At 49.9% G+C, this 12,863-nt stretch carries 8 protein-coding genes, 2 tRNA genes and 1 pseudogene; 9 read left to right on the top strand and 2 right to left on the bottom strand.

What is annotated here, in order from left to right; all coding sequences use genetic code 11:
* The first annotated feature begins 46 nt into the window (after positions 1 to 46).
* The 5 genes from ftsH to A1SC_RS08910 all read left to right on the top strand — a co-directional run bounded on the left by ftsH (position 47) and on the right by A1SC_RS08910 (position 4,909).
* Entirely contained in the window at positions 47 to 1,981 is a 1,935-nt protein-coding gene (gene ftsH, locus A1SC_RS08890) for an ATP-dependent zinc metalloprotease FtsH (RefSeq protein ID WP_001107478.1), read from the top strand.
* 89 nt (positions 1,982 to 2,070) lie between these two features.
* On the top strand, positions 2,071 to 2,919 hold the full coding sequence (gene folP, locus A1SC_RS08895) for a dihydropteroate synthase (protein WP_000764718.1): 849 nt from the start codon (positions 2,071 to 2,073) through the stop codon (positions 2,917 to 2,919).
* Positions 2,912 to 4,249 (top strand): phosphoglucosamine mutase, encoded by a 1,338-nt coding sequence (glmM, locus tag A1SC_RS08900; RefSeq protein WP_000071146.1) that lies wholly within the window; start codon positions 2,912 to 2,914, stop codon positions 4,247 to 4,249. The genes folP and glmM overlap by 8 nt, the downstream gene beginning before the upstream one ends.
* 227 nt (positions 4,250 to 4,476) lie before the next feature.
* Positions 4,477 to 4,809 (top strand): preprotein translocase subunit SecG, encoded by a 333-nt coding sequence (gene secG / locus A1SC_RS08905; RefSeq protein ID WP_001517162.1) that lies wholly within the window; start codon positions 4,477 to 4,479, stop codon positions 4,807 to 4,809.
* Positions 4,810 to 4,822: 13 nt separating this feature from the next.
* A tRNA-Leu gene (locus A1SC_RS08910) sits at positions 4,823 to 4,909 on the top strand.
* A gap of 65 nt (positions 4,910 to 4,974) precedes the next feature.
* On the opposite strand, the pseudogene A1SC_RS0122130 reads toward A1SC_RS08910, so the two are convergent.
* Positions 4,975 to 5,927 (bottom strand): annotated as a pseudogene (locus A1SC_RS0122130) (helix-turn-helix domain-containing protein).
* Positions 5,928 to 6,109: 182 nt separating this feature from the next.
* Positions 6,110 to 7,453 (bottom strand): argininosuccinate synthase, encoded by a 1,344-nt coding sequence (gene argG, locus A1SC_RS08915; RefSeq protein ID WP_001517161.1) that lies wholly within the window; start codon positions 7,451 to 7,453, stop codon positions 6,110 to 6,112.
* 347 nt (positions 7,454 to 7,800) lie between these two features.
* Between argG and A1SC_RS08920 the strand changes: the two genes are divergently transcribed.
* From A1SC_RS08920 to infB, 4 genes are all read left to right on the top strand, one after another.
* Positions 7,801 to 7,877, top strand: a tRNA-Met gene (locus A1SC_RS08920).
* A gap of 206 nt (positions 7,878 to 8,083) precedes the next feature.
* Positions 8,084 to 8,536 (top strand): ribosome maturation factor RimP, encoded by a 453-nt coding sequence (gene rimP / locus A1SC_RS08925; RefSeq protein ID WP_001300397.1) that lies wholly within the window; start codon positions 8,084 to 8,086, stop codon positions 8,534 to 8,536.
* Between the two features lie 27 nt (positions 8,537 to 8,563).
* Positions 8,564 to 10,051, top strand: coding sequence for a transcription termination factor NusA (gene nusA / locus A1SC_RS08930; RefSeq protein ID WP_001031045.1), 1,488 nt, complete (start codon positions 8,564 to 8,566; stop codon positions 10,049 to 10,051).
* A 24-nt stretch (positions 10,052 to 10,075) separates the two neighbouring features.
* Complete coding sequence (gene infB, locus A1SC_RS08935) at positions 10,076 to 12,748, top strand: translation initiation factor IF-2 (RefSeq protein WP_000133058.1); 2,673 nt, start codon at positions 10,076 to 10,078, stop codon at positions 12,746 to 12,748.
* Positions 12,749 to 12,863: the final 115 nt, after the last annotated feature.

Here is a 12,863-nt window from a genome sequence, read left to right as displayed (position 1 = left end):
GCTGTTTTTAACACAGTTGTAATAAGAGGTTAATCCCTTGAGTGACATGGCGAAAAACCTAATACTCTGGCTGGTCATTGCCGTTGTGCTGATGTCAGTATTCCAGAGCTTTGGGCCCAGCGAGTCTAATGGCCGTAAGGTGGATTACTCTACCTTCCTACAAGAGGTCAATAACGACCAGGTTCGTGAAGCGCGTATCAACGGACGTGAAATCAACGTTACCAAGAAAGATAGTAACCGTTATACCACTTACATTCCGGTTCAGGATCCAAAACTACTGGATAACCTGTTGACCAAGAACGTCAAGGTTGTCGGTGAACCGCCTGAAGAGCCAAGCCTGCTGGCTTCTATCTTCATCTCCTGGTTCCCGATGCTGTTGCTGATTGGTGTCTGGATCTTCTTCATGCGTCAAATGCAGGGCGGCGGTGGCAAAGGTGCTATGTCGTTCGGTAAGAGCAAAGCACGTATGTTGACGGAAGATCAGATCAAAACGACCTTTGCTGACGTTGCTGGTTGCGACGAAGCAAAAGAAGAAGTTGCTGAGCTGGTTGAGTATCTGCGTGAGCCGAGCCGCTTCCAGAAACTGGGCGGTAAGATCCCGAAAGGGGTTTTGATGGTTGGTCCTCCGGGTACTGGTAAAACGTTGCTGGCGAAAGCCATTGCAGGCGAAGCGAAAGTTCCGTTCTTTACCATTTCTGGTTCTGACTTCGTTGAAATGTTCGTTGGTGTTGGTGCATCTCGTGTACGTGACATGTTCGAACAGGCGAAGAAAGCGGCTCCGTGTATCATCTTTATTGATGAAATCGATGCCGTAGGCCGCCAGCGTGGCGCGGGTCTGGGTGGTGGTCACGATGAACGTGAACAGACACTTAACCAGATGCTGGTTGAGATGGACGGCTTCGAAGGTAACGAAGGTATCATCGTGATCGCTGCGACTAACCGCCCGGACGTTCTCGACCCGGCGCTGCTGCGTCCTGGTCGTTTCGACCGTCAGGTTGTGGTTGGTTTGCCAGATGTTCGTGGTCGTGAGCAGATCCTGAAAGTTCACATGCGTCGCGTACCGCTGGCACCAGATGTTGATGCGGCAATTATCGCCCGTGGTACACCGGGCTTCTCTGGCGCAGATCTGGCTAACCTGGTGAACGAAGCAGCACTGTTCGCTGCACGTGGCAATAAACGTGTTGTTTCGATGGTTGAGTTCGAGAAAGCGAAAGACAAAATCATGATGGGCGCGGAACGTCGCTCCATGGTGATGACGGAAGCGCAGAAAGAGTCCACCGCGTATCACGAAGCAGGCCATGCGATTATCGGTCGCCTGGTGCCGGAACACGATCCGGTACACAAAGTAACGATTATCCCGCGCGGTCGTGCGTTGGGTGTGACCTTCTTCCTGCCTGAAGGCGATGCTATCAGTGCCAGCCGTCAGAAACTGGAAAGCCAGATCAGTACCCTGTACGGCGGTCGTCTGGCAGAAGAGATCATCTACGGACCGGAACATGTTTCTACCGGGGCGTCCAACGACATTAAAGTTGCGACCAACCTGGCGCGTAACATGGTGACCCAGTGGGGCTTCTCTGAGAAACTCGGTCCGCTACTGTATGCGGAAGAAGAAGGTGAAGTTTTCCTCGGTCGTAGCGTGGCCAAAGCTAAACATATGTCCGATGAAACTGCGCGTATCATCGACCAGGAAGTGAAGTCACTGATTGAACGTAACTACAATCGTGCGCGTCAGTTGTTGAACGACAACCTGGATATCCTGCATGCGATGAAAGATGCACTCATGAAATATGAGACCATCGACGCACCGCAGATTGATGACCTGATGGCGCGTCGCGATGTACGTCCGCCTGCAGGTTGGGAAGAGTCGGGAGCATCTAACAATTCTGACAATAATGGCACTCCAAAGGCACCGCGTCCGGTTGATGAACCACGCACGCCAAATCCGGGTAATACCATGTCAGAGCAGTTAGGCGACAAGTAAGTTCCCGCATCAGATGACTGTATTTGTACCGAAAACCCCGGGGCGTGCTCCGGGGTTTTTTCTTATCAATTTATACCAGGGATAACACCATGAAACTCTTTGCCCAGGGCTCTTCACTGGATCTTAGCCATCCTCACGTAATGGGGATCCTCAACGTTACGCCAGATTCTTTCTCTGATGGCGGTACGCATAACTCACTGACTGATGCAGTGAAACATGCGAACCTGATGATCAACGCTGGCGCGACGATCATTGACGTTGGTGGAGAGTCCACGCGTCCAGGGGCAGCGGAAGTGAGTGTTGAAGAAGAGTTGCAGCGTGTTATTCCGGTGGTTGAGGCAATTGCGCAACGATTCGAAGTTTGGATCTCGGTCGATACTTCTAAACCGGAAGTCATCCGGGAATCGGCAAGAGTGGGCGCTCACATCATTAACGATATCCGATCCCTTTCCGAGCCAGGTGCTCTGGAAGCGGCTGCGGAAACCGGTTTACCCGTATGTCTGATGCATATGCAGGGAAATCCAAAGACCATGCAGGAAGCACCGAAATATGATGATGTCTTTGCTGAAGTGAATCGCTACTTTATTGAGCAAATAGCACGTTGTGAACAGGCGGGTATCGCAAAAGAGAAATTGTTGCTCGACCCCGGATTCGGTTTCGGTAAAAATCTCTCCCATAACTATTCATTACTGGCGCGTCTGGCTGAATTTCATCATTTCAATCTGCCGCTGTTGGTGGGTATGTCACGAAAATCGATGATTGGACAGCTACTGAATGTTGGGCCGTCTGAGCGTCTGAGCGGCAGTCTGGCTTGTGCGGTAATTGCCGCAATGCAGGGCGCGCACATTATTCGTGTTCATGACGTCAAAGAAACCGTAGAAGCGATGCGGGTGGTGGAAGCCACTCTGTCTGCAAAGGAAAATAAACGCTATGAGTAATCGTAAATATTTCGGGACCGATGGGATTCGTGGTCGTGTTGGGGATGCGCCGATCACACCTGATTTTGTGCTTAAACTGGGCTGGGCTGCGGGTAAAGTACTGGCGCGGCACGGCTCCCGTAAGATCATTATCGGCAAAGATACCCGTATTTCTGGCTATATGTTGGAGTCGGCGCTGGAAGCCGGCCTGGCGGCAGCGGGCCTTTCCGCGCTCTTCACCGGCCCGATGCCAACACCGGCGGTGGCTTATCTGACACGCACCTTTCGTGCAGAGGCCGGGATTGTGATTTCTGCATCGCATAACCCGTTCTACGATAATGGTATTAAATTCTTTTCCATCGACGGCACTAAACTGCCAGATGCAGTCGAAGAAGCCATCGAAGCTGAAATGGAAAAAGAGATTAGCTGCGTTGATTCGGCAGAACTGGGTAAAGCCAGCCGTATTGTTGATGCTGCGGGTCGCTATATCGAATTTTGCAAAGCCACGTTCCCGAACGAACTTAGCCTCAGTGAACTGAAGATTGTGGTGGATTGCGCAAATGGTGCAACCTATCACATCGCTCCAAATGTACTGCGCGAGCTGGGAGCGAACGTAATCGCCATCGGTTGTGAGCCGAATGGTGTAAACATCAATGCCGAAGTGGGGGCAACTGATGTTCGTGCATTACAGGCGCGTGTACTGGCTGAAAAAGCGGATCTCGGCATTGCCTTTGACGGCGACGGCGACCGCGTCATCATGGTTGACCATGAAGGCAATAAAGTCGATGGCGATCAGATCATGTATATCATCGCGCGTGAAGGTCTTCGTCAGGGGCAGTTGCGTGGTGGCGTAGTGGGCACATTAATGAGCAATATGGGGCTGGAATTGGCGCTGAAACAGCTAGGTATTCCATTTGCTCGCGCAAAAGTGGGCGACCGCTATGTACTGGAAAAAATGCAGGAGAAAGGCTGGCGCATCGGCGCGGAGAACTCCGGTCATGTGATTCTGCTGGATAAAACCACCACCGGTGACGGAATCGTTGCCGGTTTGCAGGTACTGGCGGCGATGGCGCGCAACCACATGAGTCTGCACGACCTTTGCAGTGGCATGAAAATGTTCCCGCAGATTCTGGTTAACGTGCGTTATACCGCAGGCAGCGGCGATCCGCTTGAGCATGAATCAGTTAAAGCCGTGACAGCGGAAGTTGAAGCGGCGCTGGGTAGCCGTGGACGCGTGCTGCTGCGTAAATCTGGCACCGAGCCGTTGATTCGCGTGATGGTCGAAGGTGAAGACGAAGCACAGGTGACTGAATTTGCCCACCGTATCGCTGATGCGGTAAAAGCGGTTTAATGCGATTGCTAACTGGCTAAAAAGGCGGCGATTGTCGCCTTTGTTCTACTTATGTACATCGGTTTTGCTGTTTTTTTCCGCAGTTGATACAATGCAATAAAATTGCCCTTGCGAAGGTCATTCGCTTTGGTTAGTATTCACACCCGCTTCAGTGGGAAAGATTAAATTATCCCGCTTTATTGGTTGAAGCATTGGTACGCGGCAACTCCGCAAGGAACAGGTTGATTATGTACGAAGCTCTTTTAGTAGTTTTCCTTATTGTAGCAATTGGCCTTGTTGGTCTGATCATGCTGCAGCAAGGTAAAGGCGCTGATATGGGAGCCTCCTTCGGAGCAGGCGCTTCCGCTACGCTGTTTGGTTCAAGTGGTTCTGGTAACTTCATGACCCGTATGACGGCTGTGCTGGCAACGTTGTTCTTCATCATCAGTCTGGTGTTGGGTAACATCAACAGTAATAAAACCAATAAAGGTAGCGAATGGGAAAATCTGAGTGCTCCGGCGAAAACCGAACAGACTCAGCCTGCTGCTCCGGCTAAGCCGACCAGCGATATTCCGAACTAAGAGTAGTATCTGTGCTGAGGTGGTGGAATTGGTAGACACGCTACCTTGAGGTGGTAGTGCCCTAACGGGCTTGTGGGTTCGAGTCCCATCCTCAGTACCAATATTCCGAAAGAAAGACGCTGAAAAGCGTCTTTTTTCGTTTTTATAAGTTAAACATTCTGATAGTTATTTCCCCACCCGTAAGTCTGTTTCATCCAGTTTGAAATCTGTAATTTCTAACTTTTGCATTATTAACGGAAGCACCTGGTGAATTATTCTCATACCAGTAAGGATCTCGTTCATGTATATATCAGGATGAATGCGAGATTTATTGAAATCGAAACTTTCGGCTTCTGCTGCAACGCTAAGTTGGTCAGCAGTGTTATAAACCATATCCAGAAGTTCGGCTCTTAACGGGATTCCCGCCCTGAATGCCATCATCTTGAGTTGATTCAACCAATTTTCGTAGTCTTTTTGAACTTTATAACGAAACTGTTTAATGTTTGACGCAATAGGAGTATCAATTTCAATTTTGCATGCGGCAAGTGATATCAATGAACTCTGAATATTGATGGCTTCGTTGGAATAGACATCTAAATCATCATCCTGAACTAACTCATCAACATATGCTATGTAGAATCCATAAACGTCATTCAGAGCATGGTAAATATCATTGATTACGGAACAATGAGCGTTGCTCTCTATGACCTCCCAAAAAGCCTCTTTATGATCAGCATTTTTGCCGTCAATATTAAGTTCTTTGGGAAAGGAAAGAGGTGAAGGAAAACCTATGCGGTTCAACACATCTATTGTTTCTTCAACCAAAAAGCCATCTTCGTCAGTAAGAGGTCGTGTTATATAACCCGTTTCAGAGTCTTCCATAGCTTGTTGAGCAAGAAAATGGATAAGTCGATCCCATTTCTCAGCATTCTCGACTGAGCCCGCCCATTCAACTAGTTGAGGAGAGTAATGCCCTATTTGTGTAATATCTCTGAATTTTTTTCCATGTCAGTAGACATATGTTCCCCTTTTTTCCACTTGCTAATTTGTGTTGAGGAAACACCTAACTGGTTTGCTAAATCTTTTTGGGTACATTTCAGAGTATGTACTGCGAGGCGTACAAAATATTCACCATTCATTGGTCATTCCTTTTACTGAGCATGAAAGAATAAAGTAAAAATAGAATGGACTGATATTTACTTTATTTAATTTGAATTTTACTTTAACTCCGAAACCGGACATGTGAATCCCAAGCGTGGCCACATTCTCTTAGCCGTAAAAAAAGGCCGCAATGGCGGCCTTTAGCACGAACTCTCTGAAATTACTGACCTTTGTTTTCCAGATTCTCAACCTGCGGCACGCCCGAAGCGGCAGAAGAGGAGAGCAGGCCAGTTTTGGCATAACCGAAAAGTTTCTCGCGGGTGTCAGTGATATCCAGGTTACGCATGGTCAGTTGACCAATACGATCGTCTGGTGAGAACACTGAGTCACCTTTTTCCATTGTCAGACGCTCTGGCTTATAAGTCAGGTTGTCAGAGACAGTATTGAGGATGGAGTAGTCGTTACCGCGACGCAGTTCCAGGGTAACTTCACCTGTAATCTGGCTGGCAACCCAGCGTTGCAGGGAGTCTCGTAGCATCAGCGCCTGGGAGTCGAACCAACGCCCCTGATACAGCAGACGTCCCAACTGGCGACCATGCGCGTGATATTGCTCAATGGTGTCTTCGTTGTGAATACCGGTCAGCAGACGTTCATAAGCGATATGCAGCAGAGCCATCCCCGGAGCTTCGTAGATACCACGGCTTTTCGCTTCGATGATACGGTTTTCGATCTGGTCGCTCATGCCCAGGCCGTGACGGCCACCAATGCGGTTGGCTTCAAGCATCATTTCTACATCGTCGCTAAAGGTTTTACCGTTTAGCGCTACCGGATGCCCCAGCTCAAAACGTACCGTGACTTCTTCTGCCGGGATCTTCACGCTCTCGTCCCAGAATTTCACACCCATAATCGGGTTGACGATTTTGACGCTGGAGTTGAGGTATTCCAGATCTTTCGCTTCGTGCGTCGCGCCGAGCATGTTGGAGTCTGTGGAGTAGGCTTTTTCAACCGACATTTTGTAGTCGAAACCGCAGGCAATCATAAATTCAGACATTTCATGACGACCGCCTAACTCATCAATAAAGTCAGTATCAAGCCACGGTTTGTAAATCTGCAATTCGGCGTTGGTAAGCAGGCCGTAACGATAGAAACGTTCGATATCGTTTCCTTTATAGGTGCTGCCATCACCCCAGATGTTAACGCCATCTTCTTTCATCGCAGCAACCAGCATGGTGCCGGTTACGGCGCGGCCCAGTGGCGTGGTGTTAAAATAGGTCAGACCGCCGGTGGTGTTATGGAAAGCACCACACTGAATAGCGGCAATACCTTCAGCCACCAGTTGTTTGCGGCAGTCGATCAGACGAGCGTTCTCCGCGCCGTATTCCATGGCTCGACGAGGGATCGCATCATAATCCTCTTCGTCTGGCTGGCCCAAATTTGCAGTATATGCATAAGGGACAGCTCCCTTTTGTCGCATCCACAGCAGTGCGGCACTGGTGTCCAGACCGCCAGAAAAAGCGATACCAATACGTTGACCTACCGGGAGATGCTTGAGAATCGTCGTCATAAAATAACACCCTGCTTGATTAACTAATGATGAGCCTGTATTTCTGCTCTAACTGAATTTTTATGCAAAATAAATGAGTTTTCATTTAATCATCTTTTATCTGAGACAGGAAGAGTTTAGTGTGTTTTTTGTAAAATAATGCGCTTAAGAGAGGTAAGGAGAGGATGAAAGTATTCAACAAATGAAAGTGAACTGGATATCCATTCACATGATTAGCAATAAATGTTGACAAAATGTGGCGTGGATCACTATAATGGCCGCAGATTTTACGTCCCGTCTCGGTACACCAAATCCCAGCAGTATTTGCATTTTTTACTCAAAACAAGTAGAATTTGCCACGTTTCAGGCGCGGGGTGGAGCAGCCTGGTAGCTCGTCGGGCTCATAACCCGAAGGTCGTCGGTTCAAATCCGGCCCCCGCAACCACTTTCCCTTAGAGTTCTTTTTCAAATATACTGTGAAGACTTCGGCCTTCGTAGTGGGATTTGAAAAAATCCTTCTGGAAAGTGCTCCAGACCGCATTTGCGGTTATAGGGTTCAGTTATATAAAGCCCCGATTTATCGGGGTTTTTTGTTATCTGACTACAGAATAACTGGGCTTTAGGCCCTTTTTTTATGTCTTGGGGGTGGGCTTGTCCACATTAGAGCAAAAATTAACAGAGATGATTACTGCGCCAGTTGAGGCCCTGGGTTTTGAACTGGTTGGCATCGAGTTTATTCGCGGTCGCACATCCACACTGCGCATCTATATTGATAGTGAAGATGGCATCAATGTTGATGATTGTGCTGATGTGAGCCACCAGGTAAGTGCTGTGTTGGATGTTGAAGATCCCATCACCGTTGCTTATAACCTGGAAGTCTCCTCACCGGGTCTCGATCGCCCACTGTTCACGGCTGAACACTACGCCCGTTTTGTCGGAGAAGAGGTCACTCTGGTACTCCGTATGGCGGTACAAAACCGTCGTAAATGGCAGGGCGTTATCAAAGCGGTAGACGGTGAAATGATCACAGTTACCGTCGAAGGTAAAGATGAAGTGTTCGCGCTGAGTAATATCCAGAAGGCGAACCTGGTTCCCCACTTTTAATAGTCTGGATGAGGTGAAAACCCCGCGATGAACAAAGAAATTTTGGCTGTAGTTGAAGCCGTCTCCAATGAAAAGGCGCTGCCTCGCGAGAAAATTTTCGAAGCGTTGGAAAGCGCGCTGGCTACAGCAACCAAGAAAAAATATGAACAAGAGATCGACGTCCGCGTACAGATCGATCGCAAAAGCGGTGATTTTGACACCTTCCGTCGTTGGCTGATTGTTGATGAAGTCACTCAGCCAACTAAAGAAATCACCCTTGAAGCCGCGCGTTATGAAGATGAAAGCCTGAACCTGGGCGATTACGTTGAAGATCAGATTGAGTCTGTCACCTTTGACCGTATTACGACCCAGACGGCAAAGCAGGTTATCGTGCAGAAAGTTCGTGAAGCCGAACGTGCGATGGTTGTTGATCAGTTCCGTGAACACGAAGGTGAAATCATCACCGGCGTGGTGAAAAAAGTAAACCGCGATAATATCTCTCTGGATCTGGGCAACAATGCTGAAGCTGTGATCCTGCGTGAAGATATGCTGCCGCGTGAGAACTTCCGCCCAGGTGACCGCGTTCGTGGCGTGCTCTATTCTGTTCGCCCGGAAGCGCGTGGTGCGCAACTTTTCGTTACCCGTTCCAAGCCAGAAATGCTGATCGAACTGTTCCGCATTGAAGTGCCGGAAATTGGCGAAGAAGTTATTGAAATTAAAGCAGCGGCTCGCGATCCGGGATCTCGTGCGAAAATCGCGGTGAAAACCAACGATAAACGTATCGATCCGGTAGGTGCTTGCGTGGGTATGCGTGGTGCACGTGTTCAGGCTGTTTCCACTGAGCTTGGCGGCGAGCGTATCGATATCGTCCTGTGGGATGATAATCCGGCGCAATTCGTTATTAACGCGATGGCACCGGCAGACGTTGCTTCTATCGTGGTGGATGAAGATAAACACACCATGGATATCGCTGTTGAAGCCGGTAACCTGGCGCAGGCGATTGGGCGTAATGGTCAGAACGTGCGTCTGGCTTCGCAGTTGAGTGGTTGGGAACTTAACGTAATGACCGTTGACGACCTGCAAGCTAAACATCAGGCGGAAGCGCACGCAGCGATCGACACCTTCACCCGTTATCTCGACATTGACGAAGACTTCGCCACTGTCCTGGTAGAAGAAGGCTTCTCGACTCTGGAAGAACTGGCCTACGTGCCGATGAAAGAGCTGCTGGAAATTGAAGGCCTTGATGAGCCGACTGTTGAAGCACTGCGCGAGCGTGCTAAAAATGCACTGGCCACCATTGCACAGGCCCAGGAAGAAAGCCTCGGTGATAACAAACCGGCTGACGATCTGCTGAATCTTGAAGGGATGGATCGTGATTTAGCATTCAAACTGGCCGCCCGTGGCGTTTGTACGCTGGAAGATCTCGCCGAACAGGGCATTGATGATCTGGCTGATATCGAAGGGTTGACCGACGAAAAAGCCGGAGCACTGATTATGGCTGCCCGTAATATTTGCTGGTTCGGTGACGAAGCGTAATAAACTGTAGCAGGAAGGAACAGCATGACAGATGTGACGATTAAAACGCTGGCCGCAGAGCGACAGACCTCCGTGGAACGCCTGGTACAGCAATTTGCTGATGCAGGTATCCGGAAGTCTGCTGACGACTCTGTGACCGCACAAGAGAAACAGGCTTTAATTGACCACCTGAATCAGAAAAATTCAGGGCCGGACAAATTAACGCTGCAACGTAAAACACGTAGCACCCTTAACATTCCTGGTACCGGTGGAAAAAGTAAATCGGTACAAATCGAAGTCCGCAAGAAACGCACCTTTGTGAAACGCGATCCGCAAGAGGCTGAACGCCTTGCAGCGGAAGAGCAAGCGCAGCGTGAAGCGGAAGAGCAAGCCCGTCGTGAGGCAGAAGAATCGGCCAAACGCGAGGCGCAACAAAAAGCTGAACGTGAGGCCGCAGAACAAGCGAAACGTGAAACCGCTGAACAAGCAAAACGTGAAGCTGCGGAAAAAGACAAAGTGAGCAATCAACAAGACGATATGACTAAAACCGCCCAGGCTGAAAAAGCCCGCCGTGAGCAGGAAGCTGCAGAGCTTAAGCGCAAAGCTGAAGAAGAAGCACGTCGTAAACTCGAAGAAGAAGCACGTCGCGTTGCTGAAGAAGCACGTCGTATGGCGGAAGAAAACAAATGGACTGATAACGCGGAACCGACTGAAGATTCCAGTGATTATCACGTTACCACCTCTCAACATGCTCGCCAGGCAGAAGACGAAAGCGATCGTGAAGTCGAAGGCGGTCGTGGCCGTGGCCGTAACGCGAAAGCAGCACGTCCGAAGAAAGGCAATAAACATTCTGAATCTAAAGCTGATCGCGAAGAAGCGCGCGCAGCAGTACGTGGTGGTAAAGGCGGAAAACGTAAAGGTTCTTCGCTGCAGCAGAGCTTCCAGAAACCAGCTCAGGCTGTTAACCGTGACGTCGTGATTGGTGAAACCATCACTGTTGGCGAACTGGCTAACAAGATGGCGGTTAAAGGCTCTCAGGTCATCAAAGCGATGATGAAGCTGGGTGCAATGGCAACCATCAACCAGGTCATTGACCAGGAAACCGCACAGTTAGTTGCCGAAGAGATGGGCCACAAAGTTATCCTGCGTCGTGAAAACGAACTGGAAGAAGCGGTAATGAGTGACCGTGATACAGGTGCTGCGGCTGAACCGCGTGCACCGGTTGTGACCATCATGGGACACGTTGACCACGGTAAAACTTCTCTGCTGGACTATATTCGTTCAACGAAAGTGGCTTCTGGTGAAGCGGGTGGCATTACCCAGCACATCGGTGCATACCACGTTGAAACTGAAAACGGCATGATCACCTTCCTGGACACCCCGGGGCACGCCGCGTTTACTTCAATGCGTGCACGTGGTGCGCAGGCAACTGACATCGTAGTTCTGGTTGTTGCTGCAGATGACGGCGTAATGCCGCAGACCATCGAAGCAATCCAGCACGCGAAAGCGGCAGGTGTGCCTGTGGTGGTTGCAGTGAACAAAATCGATAAGCCAGAAGCCGATCCGGATCGCGTTAAAAACGAACTGTCTCAGTACGGCATCCTGCCGGAAGAGTGGGGCGGTGAAAGCCAGTTCGTACACGTATCTGCAAAAGCGGGTACGGGTATCGACGAACTGCTGGATGCGATCCTGCTGCAGGCCGAAGTCCTGGAACTGAAAGCCGTACGTAACGGGATGGCGAGCGGTGCGGTCATCGAATCTTTCCTCGATAAAGGTCGTGGTCCGGTTGCAACTGTACTGGTACGTGAAGGTACTCTGCACAAGGGTGACATCGTTCTGTGTGGCTTCGAATACGGTCGTGTTCGTGCAATGCGTAACGAACTGGGTCAGGAAGTACTGGAAGCAGGTCCGTCCATTCCGGTGGAAATCCTCGGCTTGTCCGGTGTTCCGGCAGCGGGTGATGAAGTTACCGTTGTACGTGACGAGAAGAAAGCACGTGAAGTTGCACTGTATCGTCAGGGTAAATTCCGTGAAGTTAAACTGGCGCGTCAGCAGAAATCTAAACTGGAGAACATGTTCGCCAACATGACTGAAGGCGAAGTTCATGAAGTGAACATCGTTCTGAAGGCTGACGTACAGGGTTCTGTAGAAGCGATTTCCGACTCCTTGCTGAAACTGTCTACTGACGAAGTAAAAGTGAAGATCATCGGTTCTGGTGTAGGTGGTATCACCGAAACCGACGCGACCCTGGCGGCTGCATCCAACGCGATTCTGGTTGGCTTCAACGTCCGTGCTGATGCCTCTGCGCGTAAAGTGATTGAGGCTGAAAGCCTGGATCTGCGTTACTACTCCGTCATCTATAACCTGATCGATGAAGTGAAAGCGGCGATGAGCGGTATGCTCTCTCCGGAACTGAAACAACAGATCATCGGTCTGGCGGAAGTTCGCGATGTGTTCAAATCACCGAAATTTGGTGCCATCGCAGGTTGTATGGTTACCGAAGGTGTGGTTAAACGTCACAACCCGATCCGCGTTCTGCGCGACAACGTGGTTATCTACGAAGGCGAGCTGGAGTCCCTGCGCCGCTTCAAAGATGACGTTAACGAAGTCCGTAACGGTATGGAGTGTGGTATCGGCGTTAAGAACTACAACGACGTGCGCACTGGCGATGTGATCGAAGTGTTCGAAATCATCGAGATTCAGCGTACGATTGCCTAAGGTTGATTGGGTGTAGGCCGGATAAGGCGTTTGCGCCGCATCCGGCAGCCGTTGCCTGACGCGACGCTCGTGCGTCTTATCAGGCCTACGTGAACAGCCCTTCCACCTGAAATTA

The organism is Escherichia sp. KTE52 (assembly GCF_000408325.1).
In the GTDB taxonomy this organism is placed as follows: domain Bacteria; phylum Pseudomonadota; class Gammaproteobacteria; order Enterobacterales; family Enterobacteriaceae; genus Escherichia; species Escherichia marmotae.
This window is presented reverse-complemented; position numbering and strand designations above follow the sequence as displayed.